Source organism: Sphingobacterium sp. GW821-FHT03E03 (genome assembly GCF_059420745.1).
In genome coordinates this window covers 39,057-62,208 of the sequence record NZ_JBWKUH010000016.1, presented here as the reverse complement: position 1 = coordinate 62,208, position 23,152 = coordinate 39,057, and the positions used below count along the sequence as shown (strand labels likewise).

At 39.5% G+C, this 23,152-nt stretch carries 16 protein-coding genes and 1 riboswitch; of the genes, 7 read left to right on the top strand and 9 right to left on the bottom strand.

The features are described 5' to 3' along the window. Positions 1-149: 149 nt before the first annotated feature. The gene (locus AC07UV_RS17170; RefSeq protein ID WP_282251917.1) at positions 150-1,061 is read right to left on the bottom strand and encodes a sugar phosphate nucleotidyltransferase; all 912 of its coding nucleotides are present in this window, start codon (positions 1,059-1,061) and stop codon (positions 150-152) included. A gap of 134 nt (positions 1,062-1,195) precedes the next feature. Then, positions 1,196-2,737, bottom strand: a complete 1,542-nt coding sequence (locus AC07UV_RS17165; protein ID WP_495184616.1) for a helicase HerA-like domain-containing protein — start codon at positions 2,735-2,737, stop codon at positions 1,196-1,198. Between the two features lie 170 nt (positions 2,738-2,907). Here AC07UV_RS17165 and AC07UV_RS17160 point away from each other — a divergent pair, with 170 nt between their 5' ends. The 5 genes from AC07UV_RS17160 to AC07UV_RS17140 all read left to right on the top strand — a co-directional run bounded on the left by AC07UV_RS17160 (position 2,908) and on the right by AC07UV_RS17140 (position 8,478). Then, positions 2,908-3,243 (top strand): hypothetical protein, encoded by a 336-nt coding sequence (locus AC07UV_RS17160; protein WP_335994191.1) that lies wholly within the window; start codon positions 2,908-2,910, stop codon positions 3,241-3,243. Positions 3,244-3,424: 181 nt separating this feature from the next. Next, positions 3,425-4,960, top strand: a complete 1,536-nt coding sequence (locus tag AC07UV_RS17155) for a SulP family inorganic anion transporter (protein WP_282251912.1) — start codon at positions 3,425-3,427, stop codon at positions 4,958-4,960. Between the two features lie 88 nt (positions 4,961-5,048). Continuing rightward, a complete protein-coding gene (locus AC07UV_RS17150; protein ID WP_223581656.1) occupies positions 5,049-5,696 on the top strand; it encodes a carbonic anhydrase in 648 nt (215 codons plus the stop codon). Between the two features lie 171 nt (positions 5,697-5,867). Then, positions 5,868-7,538 carry a glutamine--tRNA ligase/YqeY domain fusion protein gene (locus AC07UV_RS17145; protein ID WP_495184615.1) on the top strand — a complete coding sequence of 557 codons (1,671 nt, stop codon included), beginning with the start codon at positions 5,868-5,870 and terminating at the stop codon, positions 7,536-7,538. Positions 7,539-7,812: 274 nt separating this feature from the next. After that, on the top strand, positions 7,813-8,478 hold the full coding sequence (locus AC07UV_RS17140) for an OmpW/AlkL family protein (RefSeq protein WP_495184614.1): 666 nt from the start codon (positions 7,813-7,815) through the stop codon (positions 8,476-8,478). 66 nt (positions 8,479-8,544) lie between these two features. Here AC07UV_RS17140 and AC07UV_RS17135 read toward each other — a convergent pair whose 3' ends face one another. From AC07UV_RS17135 to AC07UV_RS17110, 6 genes are all read right to left on the bottom strand, one after another. Further along, entirely contained in the window at positions 8,545-11,574 is a 3,030-nt protein-coding gene (locus AC07UV_RS17135; protein WP_495184613.1) for a DUF2723 domain-containing protein, read from the bottom strand. A gap of 300 nt (positions 11,575-11,874) precedes the next feature. Beyond that, positions 11,875-12,831: a methylenetetrahydrofolate reductase gene (locus tag AC07UV_RS17130; RefSeq protein ID WP_120260295.1), complete on the bottom strand. Its 957-nt coding sequence runs from the start codon at positions 12,829-12,831 to the stop codon at positions 11,875-11,877. Between the two features lie 71 nt (positions 12,832-12,902). After that, positions 12,903-13,005: riboswitch (SAM riboswitch) on the bottom strand. Positions 13,006-13,107: 102 nt separating this feature from the next. Continuing rightward, on the bottom strand, positions 13,108-13,959 hold the full coding sequence (locus AC07UV_RS17125) for a hypothetical protein (RefSeq protein ID WP_495184612.1): 852 nt from the start codon (positions 13,957-13,959) through the stop codon (positions 13,108-13,110). 270 nt (positions 13,960-14,229) lie between these two features. Next, the gene (gene rimM, locus AC07UV_RS17120; protein ID WP_495184611.1) at positions 14,230-14,754 is read right to left on the bottom strand and encodes a ribosome maturation factor RimM; all 525 of its coding nucleotides are present in this window, start codon (positions 14,752-14,754) and stop codon (positions 14,230-14,232) included. A gap of 227 nt (positions 14,755-14,981) precedes the next feature. Continuing rightward, positions 14,982-15,503, bottom strand: a complete 522-nt coding sequence (locus AC07UV_RS17115) for a 30S ribosomal protein S16 (protein ID WP_108634790.1) — start codon at positions 15,501-15,503, stop codon at positions 14,982-14,984. Between the two features lie 77 nt (positions 15,504-15,580). After that, entirely contained in the window at positions 15,581-15,784 is a 204-nt protein-coding gene (locus AC07UV_RS17110) for a hypothetical protein (protein WP_495184610.1), read from the bottom strand. 100 nt (positions 15,785-15,884) lie between these two features. Between AC07UV_RS17110 and AC07UV_RS17105 the strand changes: the two genes are divergently transcribed. Together AC07UV_RS17105 and AC07UV_RS17100 are read left to right on the top strand one after the other, a co-directional pair. Then, a complete protein-coding gene (locus tag AC07UV_RS17105; RefSeq protein WP_495184609.1) occupies positions 15,885-19,235 on the top strand; it encodes a UvrD-helicase domain-containing protein in 3,351 nt (1,116 codons plus the stop codon). Between the two features lie 9 nt (positions 19,236-19,244). Next, a complete protein-coding gene (locus AC07UV_RS17100; RefSeq protein WP_495184608.1) occupies positions 19,245-22,130 on the top strand; it encodes a PD-(D/E)XK nuclease family protein in 2,886 nt (961 codons plus the stop codon). A 77-nt stretch (positions 22,131-22,207) separates the two neighbouring features. Here the strand turns inward: AC07UV_RS17100 and AC07UV_RS17095 are convergent, their stop codons facing one another. Next, the gene (locus tag AC07UV_RS17095; protein WP_495184607.1) at positions 22,208-23,077 is read right to left on the bottom strand and encodes a cupin-like domain-containing protein; all 870 of its coding nucleotides are present in this window, start codon (positions 23,075-23,077) and stop codon (positions 22,208-22,210) included. Positions 23,078-23,152 lie beyond the last annotated feature (75 nt).

Sequence of the window (23,152 nt, the reverse complement as noted above, 5' to 3'; positions counted from 1 at the left end):
TCTAATGTATCGGTTTAATCTTAGCTATTCCCAATACTCCTTCTCCTAAAACAGCACAGCAACCCATCCACAGCATCTGCATTGTTAAGCACAAAAAAACCTGTATTGTCAAACAACACAGGTTCAATATAAGCTATTTCTCTTAGCTCTTAAAATAACTTTTCAGGATATACACCATCGGCAACCAATTTAGAAATTGATTCTTGAACGATAGGTTTATCTTCTTTATAGGTTACACCAAACCATTTCGATGATGTCGGGATTACTTTGAAATCCGCCATTTTATGTTTCACCATATAATCCGGAACCGAAGGAATAAAGAATTCCGCTTTCAAATTCTCTTTGTTTTCTTCAACAAAAGCTGGAAACATCGCTTGTGCTACTTCAAAGATTTTTGGCGTAAAGCCCCAAAAATTCATCGATACACGCGTTTCTGGATCTAAATCGTTTTCAACGCCGTTTTCTTCATAAACAATTTTACGATCGTCACCCTCACCTTTGTAATAAATATTTGTACGCTCTGTGACACTGTCCATTTGTCCTGTTGGACTAACTTCACAGACACCACGTGATACATAGCCATAATCAGACATTGTATTACCGACCTGAAAGCCCATCAATGACATTTGTTGATCTGATACCTCAGTGGTTAAAAACTTCGCCATTTTGTCAAAGGAATCTGAACCATAGAAATCGTCTGCATTGATTACGCAGAATGGTTCATTTACTTTATCCTTAGCGCTCATGACAGCATGTGCTGTACCCCAAGGTTTCGTTCTTTCGATGACGTGATTCACGCCAAATTTCGTTAAATCAAAATTTTGAAAAGCGTAGTCAACTTCTATTTTACCTTCCAATTTTTTATCAAAAACTTCTTTCATTTTCTCCAGGAATTCTTCCCGAATAATGAATACAACTTTTCCAAATCCTGCGCGAATGGCATCATAGATTGAATAGTCAATAATTGTCTCGCCGTGTGGGCCAAAACCATCTACTTGTTTTAAAGAACCATACCGGCTAGCCATTCCTGCTGCCAAAATCAAAAGGGTTGGTTTACTCATATTTAAATTGTATTAATAGAACTTTCTTTTCGTCCGCAAACTTAGCTAAAATTGCCCTTAAAAGCAAATTTAGCTAAGTGCTGATCAACGTCTAAAAATAGTGTATCGGGACGAAAATCATCAATAAATTTGTGTTATTTCTTTTTTAAGAATGCATTCAATAGACCGGTCGCCAATTTCCCTAAAAGTTTGACCCCTTCTCTTGCGAGTGTCGTTGTCGCGGTACGCTGCGCAGCTTCTAATGGCGTCTGTCTTCTTGATGTAGGTCGATCAGCTTTGGCAGCTTCTTTTTCCGCAGCCGCACGCTGTTCTTCCTGCTGTACAACCTGCATTTTCTCATCGATCATCTCAGCGGCAGACCGATTTTCCTGTCTTTCCTGATATTTTGCCTTTAAGTCAGATTGATTAATAATTTGATTGATTGTCGCATCGTCTGCGGGGCCCATTACAGCACGGGCTGGTACCAGATGGGTTGCCACCACTTCTGTAGGAATACCTTTATCATTCAGTACCGTAATTAAGGCTTGACCGGTACCCAAAGAAGTCAAAATCTGATCAATCTCATAGAAGTCCGATTTAGGGTAGGTTTTCACTGTTTTTTTTAGATTTTCAGCATCATTCGGTGTAAAGGCTCGCAAAGCATGTTGTACCCTATTTCCCAATTGGGCCAATACCGATTCCGGAACATCTGTCGGAGACTGTGTACAGAAAAATACGCCGATTCCTTTGGAGCGGATAAGACGGATAATCTGATCCACCTGGGTTAAAAAGGCTTTGGAAGCTCCGTTAAAAAGAAGATGTGCTTCGTCAAAGAAAAATACCAGTTTCGGCTGATCCAAATCCCCCACTTCGGGCATATTCTTAAATAGCTGGGCGAGCAGACTCAACAAAAATGTAGAATAGAGCACTGGTTGATCCTGTACGTCCGAAATGTTCAGTAAACTGATTATACCCTTTCCGTCAACTTTCTGAAATAAGTCATTGATATCGAACTCCTTTTCTCCAAAGATATGTACCAATCCCTGTTGCTCTAGGGCGACGATCTTACGCAAAATCGTTCCTGAACTTGCGGAACTGATCTTACCATAGTCATTTTTGATTTCCTCACTTCCGGGGCCGTCAGAAAGATAAGTTAACAACTTTTTGGTATCTGTAAAGTCTATTAATGGCATCTGATGATCTTGCGCATATTTAAACATCGCTGCCAAAACCCCGGTCTGAGTTTCATTCAATTCCAGGATCCTTCCCAACAAGACAGGTCCAAAATCATCGATCGTAATGCGCATCGGAATCCCCTTGTTTCCTGACAAGGAATAGAGCTCAACAGGAAAACTCGCTGGTTGGAAGGATACTCCTACCGCATTTCCACGATCCAACAGTGCCTGATTGGTCATTCCTGGCACAGCAAGACCAGATAGATCACCTTTTACATCCAACATAAATACCGACACAGATGCGTCTGATAATTGCTCAGCAATCAATTGTAGCGTCCTGGTTTTACCTGTCCCTGTAGCACCGGCAATCAGCCCGTGGCGATTCATCATTTTCAGTGCCAGATTGACCTTTGCATCCGCTAAAATTTCACCATTCAAAATACCCGCTCCCAAATATATAAAAGCCCCCTTGGGGTTATAAGAAGACTGAACCTTCTCGATAAATTGTTCTTTATTTGCCATAGAAAAGGCTTAATATTTATAGTTCATAAATGCTATTGAAAACTCTACAAAAAATAATCTTTTCGTCACAATTTCGTGCCAAAATTCATTTTTTATGCACTTTTAATTTGAAATTAACATAGAATTGCTATTTTTACCATGTAAAACAACACTATTAAAGGTACTAAAAAATGTTAAATAAGAGATTTAGATTTGTGGCAGCATTCTTATGTGCGATCATCTTTTTCACAAAGATGGCCATCTCTATATCGCCTATTTTTTCCAACAGCTTAGACCAGAATACCATTTTACAAATTGTTTTACAAATAGAAATCGAGAACAATAATGGCGCAAGCACTGATACGCTTGAAACTGCCTCAAAATTTTTCAATACAAAAACAGACGAACCCATTGTATTCGAGACTACCATTGTTGAGAACCAAGGAAAACAAAAGAATTACCTTAAAAACGAGAAAAGCATTTTAGCTTTCCATCCTACGGTTCCAACGCCGCCTCCTAACTGTTAATAAAGGCATCCCTTTATGGGATGTATTCAAATTGTCCCCATGCTGAATCCCAGTATGCGGTTTCTTATTGATTTCTTCTGAAAGTACAACGCTCCTTAGCATCTAATACCCTTCAATTTGGTATCTATTGCTGTTGCAGGTGGCTTCAGGAAGATTTATTATACAGATAAACACAAATTTTATGTTTGGAACTCGTACGTCGGCTTTTCTGAAACTTTCGAAAAGAGACTTAAAATATGATTTCCCTGCTAGTGTTGTGGTGTTTTTGGTGGCACTTCCATTATGTTTGGGAATTGCAATGGCCTCAGGTGCGCCATTGTTTGCAGGATTATTGACTGGTGTAATTGGTGGAATCGTTGTTGCTTCAATCAGTAAATCACCACTCAGTGTCAGTGGGCCAGCTGCTGGCCTCACAGTTATCGTTCTAGGAGCTATCCAGAGCCTAGGCGCCTATGAAACCTTTCTCCTTGCGGTTGTCATCGCAGGTGTTGTACAAGTAATTCTCGGTATTCTAAAAGCGGGTATGATCGGAAATTATTTCCCTTCCGCAGTCATCGTCGGCATGTTGGCCGCGATCGGTATTACCATTATCATGAAACAAATCCCTTTGGCCTTGGGATTGATCGAGACACACGCTTTTGAGCTGGACAATGGGCACGGCATAGGTGCATATTTTGACACCGTTGCCTCAGCCATCAATTTTGGTGCATTGATTATCTGTGCCCTATCGTTAGCCATTCTGATCTTTTGGCCAGCAATCCCTAAATTGAATAAAGTGCCTGCTCCGCTGGTAGTCGTTATTGTCGGGGTCGCTTTGGCTTATCTTTTTAATGGCTCCTTTTTTCAATTACACGATAAACAATTTGTACTTGTGCCAATTGTAGGGTCGTTTGCAGAGTTTACAGGTTTATTCACATTACCTGACTTCACCCAGATCGTCAATAAGGATGTTTGGATCGCGGCATTTACCATTGCCATTATTGCCAGTTTGGAGACCTTATTGAGTATTGAAGCAGTAGACAAGATTGATCCATATAAACGCAATACACCAACCAACCGCGAACTGGTTGCTCAGGGAATCGGTAATATGACAAGTGGACTCTTAGGTGGACTGCCATTAACCTCAGTTATCGTACGGTCATCAGCCAATGTCAATGCTGGTGGAAAGACCAGACAGTCTGCAATCTTACACGGTATCTGGCTGCTCGTTGCCATGTTGGCTATTCCAACAATGTTAAATATGATTCCGCTAGCCTGTCTTGCCGCAATACTTTTACATACAGGGTATAAATTAGCTAAACCAAGCTTATTTACCTCAATGTATCGAAAAGGTCTGGATCAATTCATTCCGTTTTTCGTGACTATTGTCGCTATCGTATTTACTGACTTATTAATGGGTGTTGGAATTGGAATCGTTGTGGCGACATTCTATATTCTAAGAGCAAATATGAAAAATGCTTTTAAATATAATATTGAAAAGGACAACGAAGAGGATAAGGCTGTCATTGTATTAGCAGAGGAAGTTTCATTTTTGAACAAGGTTCCTATCCAGCAGAAACTATATAGTTTACCAAAATCGGTCAGTAAGATCCGTATCGATGGGACATTCAGTAAATTTATCGACAAGGATGTTATCGAAGTCATTAAAGACTTTGAACAGAACGCAAAAAGTAAAGGCAAGGAGATCGAACTTTTACAGGTCGTTTATAAAAAATAAAGTTGTTTCCAGTAAACAATAAACTAAGAAATTTGTATTATTTTATCAAAAAAAGAGCTCTAGGGCAAAGTGATATTAAAAAAGGAATATGGAAAATAAAGATTTAAAAACAGGATTTGACAATATTATTAAGGGAAATCAGGAATGGATGGATTTTGTGAAGAATGACACGACAGGACGTTTCCAACAACTTGCAAAAGGTCAAAATCCTGAAATTCTTTGGATCGGCTGTGCAGACAGCCGTGTACCAGCCAACGAGTTGACCGGTACAAAACCAGGTGAGGTCTTTGTACACCGTAATATCGCCAATATGGTTATCCACTCAGACATGAGTTTATTAAGTGTCCTAGATTATGCCGTCAATGTATTAAAAGTACAACAGGTCATTGTAGCTGGACATTATGGTTGTGGTGGGGTTGCTGCATCTTTAAGTCGCAATCAATATGGTATCATTGATAACTGGTTAGGTCACATCAAAGATGTATACCGTTTGCATAGCGAAGAGATAGATAGCATCGAAGATAATGAAAAGAAAGTAGACCGCTTAGTTGAACTCAATGTCAAAGAACAGGTTTTTAATCTTTGTTCTACTTCCATCATTCAAAATGCATGGAAAAATGGTCAGGCACTAGCTGTGCATGGTATGGTAATCAATATCGGAACAGGTCAATTGATTGATCAAAGTTGTACATTTACAAGCAATGAATCCCTTGGAAAGGTGTTCGCTTTCAAATAGTAACAAATCGGTAAAAAGGGACGGATCTTCGTCCCTTTTTTATTTCAAGTTATCACTACCCCCTCAATCACAACTAAAGTAGGTATTTTTCGGTTGATTACCGGCTCAGACTAAGCTGAATATCTATCATCTCCTAGCTAATATCTCGCTTCTAATAATTAACTTTGTATTATGAGTGAAGAAAAATCATTAAATTTTATCGAGGAAATTGTCGAAGAAGATCTTCGTACAGGAAAACATGGCGGGCGTGTATTGACACGTTTTCCTCCTGAGCCAAATGGTTACCTCCACATTGGTCACGCCAAATCCATCTGCTTAAATTTTGGATTAGCACAGCAGTATAACGGCAAGACTAATCTACGTTTTGATGACACTAACCCTGTCACTGAGGATACCGAGTATGTTGAAAGCATTAAAAAAGATATTCAATGGCTAGGATTCCAGTGGACGGAAGAATTATATACTTCGGATTATTTTGAAACACTTTACAGCTACGCTGTTGAGCTCATAAAAAAAGGTTTAGCGTACGTGGACGATAGCACAGCGGAAGAAATTGCTGCAGCAAAAGGTACGCCCACAGAACCCGGTGTTCCGACACCTTATCGCGCCCGATCTATAGACGAAAATCTGACCCTATTCGCAGATATGCGAGCTGGGAAATATAAGGATGGGGAGAAAGTGCTCCGTGCAAAAATAGATTTGGCTAGTCCAAATATGCACCTGCGTGATCCTTTGTTATATCGCATCAAACATGCCCACCATCACCGGACAGGCAATCAATGGTGCATCTACCCAATGTATGATTTTGCACATGGTCAATCGGATTCAATTGAGAAAATCACACATTCGATCTGTACCCTTGAATTTATCCCACACCGTCCTCTTTATGATTGGTGTATCGATAAACTGGAAATTTTCCCGTCCAAACAATATGAATTTGCACGCTTAAACATGACTTACACGGTCATGAGCAAACGAAAATTATTGCAATTGGTCAATGATAAATTTGTTGAAAGCTGGGATGACCCTCGTATGCCAACGATCTCCGGTTTGAGAAGAAGAGGATATACACCGGCAAGTATTCGCAACTTCTGCGATAAGATCGGAGTTCAAAAACGTGAAAATATGATAGACGTCAGTCTGTTGGAGTTCTGTATCCGGGAGGATCTCAATAAAACTGCTTGGCGTAGAATGGCTGTCCTTGATCCGATCAAATTAGTGATCACAAACTATCCGGATGGTCAAGTGGAAGATTTAGTCGGTGAGAATAACCCTGAAGTGGAAGGCGGTGAAGGTACTCGGATTATACCTTTTTCCAAAGAACTTTGGATAGAACGTGAAGATTTTATGGAAGATGCTCCAAAAAAATTCTTCCGTCTCGGTCCAGGACTTTCGGTTCGTCTAAAACACGCTTATATTGTTACCTGTAACGATTTTGTCAAAGATGAAAATGGAAAGGTAACAGAAGTACATTGTACCTACGTACCTAATTCTAAATCAGGTGAAGATACATCCGGATTAAAAGTAAAAGGAACAATCCATTGGATTTCTGTTCCTCATGCAAAGGAAGCTGAAGTAAGATTATACGACAGGTTGTTCAATGATGAAAACCCTGCAGCAGCTGAAAATTTCAAAGATTCTATCAATCCTGAAAGTTTACATGTGATTGAACATGCGTATATCGAGCCCGATCTGGCTACTGCTACACCTGGAAAAGGGTATCAATTCATACGTTTAGGTTATTTTACATTAGACACACATTCCACTCCAGAACACCTGGTCTTTAACCGTACAGTTACGTTAAAAGATTCTTGGGGGAAAGAAGTGAAGAAAAATGGATAAGTAAACGATTACATAAAAAACAAAAGGTCGGAATTGTTTCCGACCTTTTGTTTTTTATATCGTAAAATAACGTTCCTTTTAAATCAGCCGACTCTCTCTTTCTAAACATACATAGACAACACGGCTTGTCCATATTTTGAGGAACAGCAAATGATAAAGGTACATCTTTTCTGTTAACCAATAAATTATTTCATTCAGTTTTTAACTTGATTATCGTCATTCACTCAATGCCATAAAACAAATAGTTTTACTGCAAACAAATACCATTAACGATATGAAAAAGTTACTATTTCTTGCTCTCGCACTTACATTTGGCGCTTTAAATTTACAGGCACAGAATATTCCCGAGCAACGCTGGCAGATGCGCCTTAGAGGAGTCGCGGTAATGCCCAACGAATCGGCCAATATCAGCGCTATTGGTGGCGACATTGCGATCAACACAAAATTTATCCCAGAACTAGATTTCACTTATTTCTTTACCAAAAATATCGCCGCGGAGCTGATTTTAGGAACAACGAAACACAGGGTCAATACCGTTGGTTCCGACTTAAGTGCCATTGGTGGTAACACCTCAGCAAATGTAGATTTAGGTAGTGTATGGCTCCTGCCGCCGACCTTGACAGCGCAATATCATTTTCTTCCGGATGGAAACCTCAGACCCTATGTAGGTGCAGGGGTAAACTACACAATTTTCTATAGTGCAAATGAAGGGCCTACGGTCAAGAACGTAAAGTATGATAATGCGTTTGGATTTGCCACACAACTTGGTATTGATGTCAGACTTTCAGAAAAATATTTCCTGAATTTAGATGCTAAGTATATCCTTTTGAAGACGGATGTTCAAGTGGATGCTTCCAACTTGGCTCCAAACTTATCAATACCGGCAAACGTTGATATCAACCCCTTTCTTTTGGGGGTTGGGTTTGGCATGAAGTTCTAGCATTTCTTTAAGCTCCCTATATAAAATGAGGCACCTTCTGATCGTTCAAAAGGTGCTTCTGAATTTCTATTCTATGCCATACCATTGCTGATACTGCTTCTTAAGCCCCTCAACACGTGCCAGTCGCTTGCTATCATTGGCTGCCAATAAGATATCTCGATAACGATCGACCGAGTCTAGTGCCGTCTGCATATCGTTCCATTCAAAGCCTAGATTTTTCTTATCCAATACCAGCTGATGCAGGTATTCCATATTTTGTGAAACATAGTCCAAATTTCGATCGACTACGTTTCCAGCTAGATGTCCCTGTCCGGAACGATATAGGCTATCAATGATATCTACATAATTAATCGCATCCGACATCGCATATACACGATCAGGCAATTGGTCGTATGCTTTCTTGGCCACTTCACCAGCTTGTTTAACCTGTCCCTTTTCCAACAGCAACCGTGCTGTCTTTCCAAAAATATCCCGCGCATACATACTCGAGAAGCGAAAGGAATCCGTATCTAAATATTTTGCATTCTTGGTATTTCCCCAATTATATTTATGCATGATATTATTATATAAGGCTTCCACGTTAACCAAAGCTGACATCTCGCCAGCAGTCGCCTGCTTTTCATTGGTCACAGCAACTGGCATTAACCTTGAAGCGAATCCCTCGTTGACAAGGTATTTGTCCAACCCCAACTTAATATCACTGGGGAGCATATTCGAAAAATAGATTGGTCGATCCCAATGATTATTTTCAAGGAGGGACAACAAGGTCAGATCCGATCGGGATAAGTGGTCAGCTGGGATTTCCCATTCCATTGTTGAAACGACCGCATCGTGAAAATAAGCTGGCACGGCATTCTTTTTCAAGATTTCGGCTTTGTTAATAGCCAATTTAACCTTCTTAGTCGGAAAATAATTCTCCAGATTTCCCGAATTCAGCTGTACTTTATAATCTGGATCATCGGAAGTGACAAACTGCAATAACTGCTGAATATCCACGGCTTCATCCAACTGTCTATCCACAAAAGGGATATAATCGCGGATACCCTTTTTTGTCTTTTCGGCTGGGATCGCAATCGGAAGTCCTGCTGCTTTATACGTTGCTTTCTTGGCCTGTTGCATATACCAATCTCCAGTTAAGTAACTTAGCACAACAATTCGTACATCGGGACGAACTCCTTCCACTTCCTGCAGATACCATAATGGAAAAGTATCGTGATCGCCATAGGTAAACAAGATTGAATTTGGTGCACAGGTTTCAAGATAATTACGGGCCACATCCCGAGCCAAGGATTTCTCGGAACGATTATGATCATCCCAATTTTGATGTGCCAGAATAATTGGTCCACTCAACAGCGCAAAAGATAATCCCGTAGCCATGGCATAGCGGTTATTGAGAAAACGTTTTAAAAAGCGCATCAGTGCAATTGTACCCAGTCCGATCCAGATCGCAAAAGCATAGAAAGATCCTGCATAAGCATAATCACGTTCACGGGGTTGCAGTGGTGTCTGATTGAGATATACAACAATCGCTACACCCGTAAAAACAAACAGCAAAGTCAACACCAAAGTGTAGGGTTTATTGTTTTTATACAACCAGATCGCTCCAGCTATCCCCAATAACAAAGGCAAGAAAAAGTATGTATTTCGGCTGGGATCATGTTGCTGTGACTCCGAAAGATCATGTTGCCCACCAAGGCGCCAATTATCTAGCGTTTTCACTCCTGAGAGCCAATTGCCCTCCGTGTAGGATCCATAGCCTTGCTTGTCATTCTGCCGGCCAACAAAATTCCATAAGAAGTAACGGGCATACATTTCTCCCAATTGAAAATTAAAGAAAAACTCAAAGTTATCGGAGAACTGTGGTCTTTCGCCCTCTTTCAACTTGAGATAACTTCTATAGTAGGCTTGATGATTTGCATCCTGGCTATAGATACGTGGAAAAAATGTTTCGCGATCAAATGTATACTTATCAACCTGTGTAAATGCCGTATAATTGGATTCATCTTTCCGATAACTGGTCTTGCTTTGGACATCCACAGCCCTTGAATCATAATATGGACCTTTGACCAGAGGCTCTCGCGTATACTGCTCCCGCCCTAAGTAACCCAAAAACGAAAAGACATTATCAGGCGCATTGTTATTTAAGGATGGATTTGCCTTTCCACGGATCAGCACCATGGTATAAGAACTATAACCAAACAGAATAAAGCAAAATACCAATAAAGCTGTATTTAACGTATACATGCGTTTTCTATGGGAATAAAAAAGACCATATACAATTGAGCCAGCGAAAAGTAGACATAACAAAAGAATTCCTGTACCAAATCCCAGTCCAAAAGAATTCACAAACACTAGATCTATTTTGGAAGCAAAACCGATCAGCCACTGAATAACGCCCCAAAGGATTGCTGCAAGAACCAATATCCCTAATAAAAATGCCTTTATAATACCTTTAAAATTAATTTCTGAAGTCCTTTTAAAATACACCACCATGGCTATGGCCGGAATAGCCAAAAGATTTAACAGGTGGACTCCGATCGAAAGCCCCATGACGAAAGCGATAAAAATCAGCCAGCGGTCACTTCCATTCTGATCCGCACGCACTTCCCATTTAAAAATCGCCCAGAAAACCACGGCTGTACAAAGTGAAGACATCGCATACACTTCGGATTCTACGGCCGAATACCAGAAGGTATCACTGAAACTAAAGGCCATAGCCCCCACTGCACCCGCTCCAAAGATCTGTAAATAGTAAGAAAAAGCAGATTGCTGTGGCTTCTTTACAATCTTCCGAGCAATCGCTGTGATTGTCCAAAATAAAAATGTCACCGTCAGACCGCTACAGACTGCCGAACCAATATTCATCCAGTAGGCGACCTGCCCTGTATTACCGAAAGCCAGATTGGAAAAAACATTCTGAATAAGTAAAAATAGCGGAGCGCCAGGTTGATGTGCCACCTCAAGTTTATACGCACAGGCGATAAATTCACCACAATCCCACCAGCTCACGGTCTTTTCGACAGTAACAATGTAGACAAAAGTAGCAATGAGGCCACAGGCCAAACCAAATCGTGAGTTTAATTTATTATACATCATAAGGACAATTGGTGTATATCTTATTTTTTTAGTGCTTTAAATTAAATAGTTATCTCGATTTAAAAATGTTAATTAACACTATTTAACACTACCGTCTAACTAAAAATATTTTTTGAAAGAGGCCACTTCTATAGTGAAAAGAGAAATGCTGATTTTGAAAGCAGGGGTAATGGCATACTTCATCCCATAAGCTACATAGGCCATGGAGTAAATGCGATTCATTTCACAAGTCCAAAACGGTATATCCGCTATAGGTTCAATAAAAAAGCGAGGGAAAATCCCTCGCTTCTCTTATATTTTTTAGGCTAACTTCTCGACAATCTTTTTCGTTGGCCCAGGATTACTCATGGTATAAAAGTGCAATACTGGCGCACCAAATTTAATCAGTTCCTGACATTGCTGCACAAGCCATTCTTCGCCTACTTGCCTTACATCAGCATTAGTTTTACATGCTGCAACTGCATCACTCAATTCCTCAGGAATATCCAGGTGGAAAATTCTTGGCAAAGTAACCAATTGTTTTTTGGTCGTCAATGGTTTTAGGCCTGGAATGATAGGCACATGGATTCCATTGTCACGGCATTTGGTCACGAATTCCTTATACTTCTCCACGTTAAAGAACATTTGAGTTACAATAAACTCAGCACCCATATCCACTTTTTGCTTCAGATATTTAAAATCAGTATTGAAATTAGGGGATTCAAAGTGTTTCTCAGGGTATCCTGCGACACCAATACAAAAATCGGTTTTTTCAGATGTGATAATATCTTCGTGGAGGTACTTCCCTTTATTCATATCCGTTACCTGTTCCAATAGATCCGTTGCAAAAGCGTGTCCGCCTTCACTTGGAATAAAATCAGCATCTCCTTTACGTGCATCACCTCGTAATACCAATACGTTATCGATACCCAAGAAATTTAAGTCGATCAGAGCATTTTCAGTTTCCTCTTTGGTAAAGCCACCACATATCAGATGGGGTACTGCGTCCACTTTATACTTATTCATGATCGCAGCGCATATCGCCACTGTTCCTGGTCGCTTGCGATAAGATACACGTTCCAACAGCCCACTTGCATGTTCCTTATAGATATAATCTTCCCGATGATAGGTTACATCAATAAAGGGAGGTTTAAATTCCATCAGTTCATCCATTGTTTTAAAAATACTTTGGATGCCCTGTCCCTTTGCAGGAGGTAATAGCTCAAAAGAAAACAATGTTTTTCCTTTAGCATTCTGGATATGGTCGATAATCTTCATTAAAAAACTGTTTTAAGTTTGGGTTGGCTTACATCGAAACGCACAAGTCGAGGATATGTCTATCTGCATGTAACTTATCTTTCCCACATGGAGCAGGGTAGAATTTAGCACCTTGAACAATACAGGTTGCTAAGGCTTCACTGGGTCTAGTCCCTCGGCCTTTCTCTATAAGCGTTGCTAATATCGTCTTAAAAAACCAAACAACAAAAATATTTTTTCGAAAAGCTATAAATTATAGCAACAAAGCTGTCGTTTTCCCAGATTTTACCATGCAAATTATTTCAAAGTTGAAAGAGAATTACGTAGATTCTTTAAATAGAATGTGATTAGCAACAGACCTGAGACACTATATTTCTCCTTCTCTCCGTACTTAAATCCATCCATTAAATATTTATAGGCAACCAATGCATTCTCCTCGTTGTAAAATAGCTCTTTCCATGAAACAGGAACGTCTTCCCATTGTTTCAGTACAATGCCATTTTGCGCATAAGTAATTGGAGATTCAATCCCATCTATCTTATAATCACTATGGACGCCAGAATTTGAGATGTGCTGAAAGTATGCAATAGAATAATCTAAAAAGTTTAATGCCCGGGCCTTTACCTCTTGATCATTTTCAGCACTTGTCGGAATATTACGCCAAAGATTGACTACACTATCAAATTTACTAGGCTGCTCGCGAATGGGTGTTTTGTCCAATTCAAAATTGAGAAACAACCGTTCCGTATTTGGCAAATGGGCTGAATTGAATTGGGAGAAATCACCTTTCAATTGTACGAAATTCTTTTTTACTTGAATTATATCCAAAGAGAGGGTTCCCTTTTTATCATCCACCAATTCAATTTTATCCCCTTCAAATCGATATTTGCCATAGATTAAGATATCACCTATCGCGAGGACAAATTGTCCTTTATCCTGAAGGGAGAGAAAGGAACGATGATGAAGTGGATGATCACAATATGTATCAGGTTCAATATTTAGTGGATCCTTAGCTTTGGCCTCTAGGTAGCCGTCATTGGTATAACCACAGATAACTTGATAATTTCCGATCGGAAATTCTTTTTTCTTCCCAAAGAAAGCGCAAGAGGATAAGAATATCGTTGAAATAATTAGCAGTAATAGTTTCAAGACAGATCGTTTATAATGGTCAATATATTGATTATTCAGTACCAATTTAAACAAAATCCATCAGAGTAAGAGATCCCTGACTGTCCCAAGACAAAAATTTTGTCAGATGAAGCAAAATACGATTTAAAACCTCAACTTAATGAATCGAAAAAGGTCTAAATTCCTTTACGAACTTAGACCTTTTTCGATTCAAATTTATAGGAATCAAGACGGACCCTCCAAAGTAAATTCCGATTTGTAATCAAGGATTAATTTACAAGACGTCCACTTTTATTCTTTATAAAGATCAACTAACCCTTCAGGCAATTCCACTTCAATAATCTCTTCTTCTCCATCTATGCCAACGATTAAGTCGTCGGATAGTGGGAACATCAATTCTTTACCGTCCATATCAACTGTCGCGACGAATTGTTGTGGAAATTCCTGTACATCTGTAATTTTCCCCAGTTCACCATGAGTTTCATCAATCACCAAAAAGCCGATCAAATCCGTATATCTAAAATCATCGGGATCCCGTTCTGGCATTTTATCATTGGGTAGATAAACCTTTTTGTGAACGAGCACCTGTGCCTTGTCGATATGATCGACATCTTCAAATGTCACGTAGGCGGTACTATTTTTCTGCAGTTTTATAGCATCGATAAAATAAGGTACAAGCTTTTTGTTGACCTCCAAAAAAACGACATCTATATCCAAACTCTCATAGTCTTCAAATTCGAAAAACAGTTGCATCTCGCCTTTTAGACCTCGTGTTTTGCTGATATAGCCTATATAAAAACTTTGATCAATAGTCATTTTGTAGTATTGCGTATTGGGATATTAGTATTGAGATGCTTTTCTTTCCAGCTTCCACTGTAAATTCAGCATCTATTTAATTTTCATTTTCTTGTATAGCGGTATGATGGTATAGCTGCTCCTATTTTAAATTAGAGCAATCAGCATCACATTTTAACACATAAACTATTTTATTAAAAAAGCCGGCTCAAGATTGAGTCGGCTTTCTCGAATACTTTATGAAAGAATTAACCTTCAGTTTCTTCTGATGCAGGAGCTTCAGTCTCTTCAGCAGCAGGTTCTTCTGCTACAGGAGCATTTTTAGCAGCTACAGCAGCAGCTTTTTCTTCTTTTTTCTTCGCTTCAGCAGCTAAAGCAGCTTTCTTAGCATCAGCTTTAGATTGAGCTAAACCATCTTTTTTACCAGAGATTCTAGCTTCGTTAGCTTCAGTCCAAGCAGTGAATTTAGCTTCAGCAGCAGTTTCATCAAAAGCACCTTTTTTCACACCACCTTGTAAGTGTTTTTTGTAAAGAACACCTTTGTAAGAAAGGATAGCACGAGCTGTGTCAGTAGGTTGAGCACCTTTATTCATCCAATCCAAAGCTTTTTCAAAATCCAAAACGATAGTTGCAGGATTTGTGTTTGGGTTGTAAGAACCGATACGTTCGATGAATTTACCATCACGTGGAGCGCGAGAATCCGCTACGACTACGTGGTAAAAAGGACGTCCTTTTTTACCATGTCTTTGCAATCTGATTTTAGTTGCCATTTCTTAATTTTATTTTATGTATTCAACATATCCCCCGAGCTTCATACTAGAGGGGATGCAAAGATAGTTATTTTTTTTTATTCATAGACATAATTTAATAAAACTTCGCTGAAAATGACATCCTTAACTCCTTCAAAATCCCCTTTAACAACGTAATTCATTGCCGTAGGTTTGCCACTAGCGTCCAAGGTAATTTTTACAGGCGTTTTCTTTGCCCAATCTGGTGGCATTTCCTGATTGGTCTTCCCCTGAACCGAGGTAGAGAAAAAAGCATTTTCCAAATTTTTGGACTAAATTAGATACAAATTAAGCCTATTTTTTTCAGTTAAAATAATCTTCGGCATTTTTGCCAATTCACATTTTACTTTCTACCTTCATTCCATGAAATCTGTTGCGCCATTAAAAATACTTAAAGCTTCGGCCGGTTCCGGAAAAACCTTTAGTCTGACACTACATTATCTAACATTATTGCTGTCCAATGAAAACAGCTATAAGGAGATATTGGCGGTAACGTTTACCAACAAGGCCACCGCAGAAATGAAAGAGCGCATACTCTCCGTGCTCCAAGGCCTAGCTATTGGCGACCTCAGTCCCAAAATCGAAGATTTCAGAAAATTATTGCTGCAGCAACAACCCGACTGGACAAGCTATTTGATCCAGGAGAAGTCCTATCGTGTCTACCGTCGAATCTTACACGATTACAGTCATTTTACCATCAGTACAATTGATGGTTTTTCTCAAAAAGTTATCCGTGCTTTCACCTATGAGCTCAACCTCGACGCAGCCTACAAGATAGAAATGAATGTCAATAAAGTCAAAAATGAGTTGACAGTCATGCTCAATCAGCTGCTTGATGAGCGCCCCGACCTCCTCGATTGGATCATCACCTATGCGGAGAAAAAAATAGCCAAAAATGAAAACTGGAACTATCGACAACAATTGATGGGCCTGGCTAACCTTATTTTCTCTGAAAATTTCCAGGAGTTTGACAGCTATATTAATTCAGCTAACCCAAGGGAAGTTTTCAATCTCCTGAATCAAGAAATCGAACAAAAAATAAACGCCTTTACAGAAGCACTTTCACTGACCATCGAAACTTTCAATGATACGTTCAAAAGATTCAACATCAGTGAAAATGAGCTCAAGGGAAAATCACGCAATAAGATTATCTCGGCTAGCAAGACCAGTAAAAAGACAGACAAGTTAAGTTCTTCCGAAATTGCCAAGATATTAGACAAATATGTTCAATTAATTGACAATGAGGACGCATTTACAGATAGTGACAAAAATATACGTTACGATCTCCAATCAGCGCTTGCTCCCATCTTACAGTCTTTTCGGACACTACAGGAGAATCTGGCAGCGTACATTGCTTATCAGGCTGTACAAAACAATCTCTATTACCTACGTTTGCTCAAAGAAATGAGCGACTTACTAACCCAGTGGCGTAAGGAAAACGGAGCTCAATTAATCTCCGATTCACAGATCCTGTTAAATAAACTTGGGATTGACGAGAACAGCGATCCTACATTCATCTGGGAAAAGATCGGCAATCGCTTCAATTATTTTTTATTCGACGAATTTCAGGACACCTCTCGTATTCAATGGAAAAACTACAGTCCCCTATTGATCAATGCACTTGCCGATGCCAACGGCACACTGAGTGAGCATCTAATTGTTGGTGATGTCAAACAGAGTATATACCGTTGGCGAAACGGAGATTGGCGAATATTGCTCCAACAGGTCGAACAGCAAATTGGTCATGCGTTCAACTTGGATGAGAGTGCCAAAAACAGCTTTATTGAAAATGGTAGTCTTGACACAAATTTTAGAAGTCTCCCAAATATCATCCAGCTAAACAACTATCTTTTTAGCAGTATCCCCCAGCATCTGCAGCGTGTTCTCAATGAAAAAGTAGACGAAAACTTAGACGAAGAGGGGAAACGTTGGTGGGCAGCCTCAGGCAATGATAATATGCTTGTTAAAGCCTATGAACATAGTCAACAGGAAATCCCTGCACACAAAAAGGGGGATCTCGACAAATTGGGATCCATCGAGATTTCGTATATCCCTGTGTCAGATGGACGCTACAGGAGAAACCAGGTCATCGAAGAATCTCTTCTTCTTTTATGCAAGAAGATAGGTGAATGGTTTCATACCGGCCGATACCATGCCAAACAAATAGGCATCCTTGTACGTAGTAATGCACAAGCGAAATTGGTTATCCAAAAATTGATGGATTTCAAAAAAGAAGAGAATCTTAGTTTTGAGGTTATCTCCGGAGATGCGCTATCATTAGCCAGCAACGACGCTGTACTCTTGTTGATAGAAACATTAAAAGCGCTCGTATATAATTCGGATAAACATAGCATTCATAAAGCAAAAATGGTCTATCTCTATCAGACCATCCAGAAAAATACGGTCAATCAAACCGCTTGGTTAACCTTTGCTTCAAACGACATCCGTGCGCTGAAAGATTTTCTTCCCCACGCATTGATCGATTCCTGGGAAATTTGGCAAAAACAGCCTTTGGTTCATTTAATAGAAAAACTTATCGAAATCTATGGCTTCACAACGGAACAGAACATTCACCTTCCTTACCTATTGGCTTTCAAGGATATGATTTCGGCCTTCTCGACCAATGGTGAGCGTGGAATTATTCAGTTTCTAGAATTCTGGGAAGAAGATGGCAATCGTGCAGTACTCCCCTCTAATGGTGATATAAACGCAATTGAGGTAACAACAATCCATAAATCAAAAGGGCTTGCTTATGATGTTGTCATGCTCCCTTTCTGTTCCTGGGATCTGGACGGGATGATTAATGGAGATTTCTGGATCGACACTTACGATACACCATTTGCCCAGTTGGGGAAAATTCCTATAAAATATACCACGACAGTTGGAAAGTCTGTGTTTTTCAAACAGTATTTTGAGGAAATGTTATTCAATTATATGGACGCGCTAAATACGTTTTACGTAGCTACAACACGTGCCGTTGAACACCTCTATATTACTGCTCCATCATTTAAAGAATCTGTAGACAAAAAGACCGGCGAAATTACGGGATATGATATCAAGGATGAATATATAAGCGATATACTCTATCAAGTCTTGGATTCATCTGTTGCTCCATTTACATTAGAAGATGCCCATATAAAGGTCGATCAGACCATCGAACGAGTTGCCCATCAAAGTCAAGAAGACAATATCATTGCACTCAGCCACTACCCGATTTCCAAAGAATTGGAGATGGCCCTGGAGAAATCCAGCACACGCACGATCAACGATATTATGATGCTGGAAAAAGCGGCGCAATATGGGATATTGGCCCATGAAATTATGTCCCAGATCGCCAAAGAAAAAGATATTTCCAGATTAGTCCGTCAGCTCATTCAGGAAGGTATACTCTCAAAAGAGGAAGAGCCCCACCTGATGCAAGAAATCAATCGGATATGGAACCATCCCATCATCAATCAGTGGCTTACTGGGAAATATAAAATCTGGAATGAAGCCAGTATCATTACCGCTAAAGGAGAAACCATCCGCCCCGATAAAGTCTTCACATCTGAGGAAGAAACAATTGTCCTCGACTTTAAATTTACACAAACCGATTATATCGGACATAAATATCAGGTTGACAACTATAAGCAAAACTTAGAGAACCTAGGCTACAACAATGTTAAAGCCTACCTCTACTATGCTAAATCAAATCAATTAATTGAAGTAAAATAAACGATCACGATGCAAACAGCCTTTTTAAAATTAGTAGCGGCGGATATTCAACAACGTTTTGGAAACGATTTGAGTGAGATTGCCATCGTGTTTAACAATAAACGTCCGATTACATATCTTAAAAAAAATCTTGCCGATGTCTATGGACAGGCAATCTGGTCTCCCCAGTTTTTTACTATACAGGAATTCTTCAAATTATCGACCAATGACGCCGAGGCGAGCCCCTTGGGACAGTTCTTTCATCTGTTTAAAATCCATAACGAACTTTTGGCCACAGAAGGCAAAGAACCAGAAACATTAGAAGAATTTTACCCTATCGCCGAGATTATATTGAGTGACTTTGGACAACTGGATTATGACCTCGTTCCCATAGATCAGATCTATATGGAGCTTTATGATAATACCAAAATCGATATTGCTTTTCAACACCTTACGCAAGAACAACAAGGGTTTATCCGTCAGTTTTGGCAATCCTTTTCCATTGCTGGTCATAGTGGTGTACAAGAGCGATTTCTACAATTATGGAAAAGACTGCCGGTTTTATACACAAGGTTTAAAGAAACACTTAAAGCTGGTGGTCAGACTAATTATCCGACGATTTATCGTGATCTGGTCGAGAGCAAAGCTACACTTCAGGACTTTACATCATCCTTTAAACAGATTCTGTTCGTCGGATTCAATGCCCTAAATAGAGCCGAAGCTAAATTATTCCGTCAATGGCAAGAAGAAGGAAAGGCACTATTTTACTTCGATGCAGATGCCTATTATCTAGAAGACAATATGCAAGAAGCGGGTCTGTTCATTCGTCGGAATATCTTTCAGACCGGACTTGTTAACGCACTCGGCAGCAGCCCCAATATTATAGGTAACAGAACCTCAACGGTAAACTTATATGCAAGCACAGGAAAAATAAGTCAGACAAAATTACTATATGACATTCTTGAAAAACAAAATAACAAGGAGCAAACCTCGGCCATTTTATTAGCTGATGAGAACCTATTGGTTCCTCTATTGCAAAGTCTTCCTGATGTTAATCCCAATATTACTACTGGCTACCCCTTAACCCAATCCCCTATTTATGGTATATTGGATTTATGGATGGAAGTGCATTTAGAAATTTCGCAGTTAAAGAGGAACAAAATCTCTTATCAGACCATTGAGACATTTATAAATCATCCTTTAACACAGGTTTCTTTGGAAGACAAGCTGCAAATTCAGAAAGAAATCGCTGATAAGCAATTATTTGAAATCGCACTGGAAGAACTCCATTTCAAAAGCGCACTACCTCAATTTTTCGTTCCGATTGTACACGCGGCGCAATTGATCCCTTCGCTCATCACAATTGTTGACGATCTGCTACATAGTATTTCCGCACATGAACGCATCCGTCAGATTGACAACAACCTGTTGATAGAAACCAAAAAGACACTCAACCAATTACTCTTGGGATTTGAGACAGTGGCGCCTTTAAGTATCAGCTTCCAGATTGGTCTGATCAAGAAAGCCATATCGCCGATAAATTCTGCGATAGAAGGAAATCCACTGGAGGGCATCCAGATTATGGGACTTCTGGAAAGCCGTTGTTTAAATTTTGATAATGTATATATTTTAGGTGCAAATGAAGGTATCCTACCCAAAACATCCAATTCCCCAACCTTTATCCCCAACAGCCTGAGAAGAGCCTATGGGCTGCCAATATTAGAAAATCAAGATGCACTGTCAGCCTATTTGTTTTATAGACACTTTCAATATAGTGAGGGTATCCATATTTTTTACAATGGACTTGTAGACGAAAGTTCAACAGGAGAGGAAAGTAGATTTATCAAACAGCTTGAGTTCGAGAGCAAGTTTAATTTTGAACGCAAGATTCAACAACAAACGATCCAATTCGCCGACAAAACAAAAGAGATTATCATCGAAAAACAGGGCGAAGTATGGGAAAAGATGTATGAGGACTTTATTGTCGACCAAAAGAGAATATCAGCAACAGCACTCACAACCTACCTGCAATCGCCATTGCAATTTTTCCTCAAACATATTGCGAATATCAAAGAACCACCTTCCATTTCACAGGAATTTGAGATGAACAAGTTGGGGACTGTTATCCACAATGTCATGGAGAAAATATTCCTACCCTTCAAAGATCAGAAAGACTTTGTACCAACGAATATCCTGCAGCAGCACTTCAATCAGATCGAATCTTTTGTTGTCCGGGAAATAGGCTTTCAATATCAGGTTGAATTAAATTCTACGAGCGATTTAAATAGCCTACAGCGGATCATGCTAAAGATCGCCTCTGAATATATCAAAATGTATCTCGAATATGATATCGCCAATTATAAGGCTTTCCGTATTATAGAACTTGAAAACGACATAGATTACACACTTCCATTCCCTATTTCTGTAAATGGTAAAGAAGAACAGGTTACTTTATACGGTATCATCGACCGTGTCGACGAAGTCGTCACACATGATGATCGTATCATCAGCCGGATTGTCGATTACAAGACAGGAGGTGACTCAGTTATATTTAGAGAGATCGATCAAGTGTTTGCACCAAACACCGAAAATAAAGCACTGATACAAACACTTTTCTATGCCTATGTATTTGAGCAAAAAACAGGTCGGAAGCAACTGGAGCCACATCTATATGTCGCCCGAAAAATGCGTGAAGAAGGAACTTTGTTTAATGGCAAAGAAGGTGTATTGACCGCCGACTTTCTCGCCTTTCAAAAAGAGAACTTCGTCGGGTTCCTAAGCAATATACTCAGTGAGATTTTTAATCCTGAAATTCCATTTAGACATAATCCAGATGCGACCATCTACCCCAGCGATCCTTATACGCTGTTCTACAGAGAAGCAAGCAAATGGGCAGAAAATGAAGAATCGGTCTAAGAAAAATCATACCCTGTAGATCAAACTGGTCTAGACGATAAAAATAAAGGGGATATCAATTGATACCCCCTTTATTTTTATCGTTTATTTCTCTTAATGGCATTATTTGCGCGACGCTTGGCTGTATTTATTTTGTAATGAAACCAATGATCCTTAAAGATCTTCCGCATCGTATTATCAAAATGTCTTGTTATAAAAAGATTTCGTGCCCCTTGTAATTTCTCGCTGATCGAATTAGCCAATGCTCTTACCGAAATCGAATATCCTTCAGTCTCATATTGTATATAGTGCCACCATCCTGCGGGCATGTATAGTGTTTCTCCGGGATGGATCAAAGCTTCATATCCTTCCAGATATTCTATTCCCGGAAATTCCTCCACATTGCTATACTTCGGATTAGCGATACTATGAAAGTTGTACGGTAACTTATACATCAGATCCGATTGATCATTCGGGAAAAGCCAGATCCGTTTTAGTCCCTGAAATTGTGAAATGAATACATGGGACATATCAATATCAAAGTGATTGCGGGTGCTAGACCCCTCTCCTCCGAAAAACATAAATGGTAGCCACTGCAACACTTTTCCTCCGGTCACATCATTATAAATAACATCCTGCTTTAATTCAGGACGTATTTTGAGCAGATTGAACAGAAATAATCGCAACTCGGTAGGTTCCTTGGTAATCAGATCCAAATATTCCGCAAATGTCATTTGCCCCACAGGAGCACTGGCAGCACGGTCCATTGAATCTTCTTCTTTTCCATAGACATCAATCTTAATATCCCCGGCTATTTCCTTAAAGTAATCATAACTCCATTTCTTCAATGCTGGACTATCAGCACTAATAAAATCTGTAATGACCACCGGAAACCCTGGTTTCAGATAGTTTTTTAAAAAGTCTTCTGATCGAATGCCCGAAATTTTATCAACTTGCTTTAACTTCACGACTGACTAATTTTGCTTAATTACAAACATAAAAAAAATATCTCTACCAAATTTTAAAAATAACGTGTAGACGTT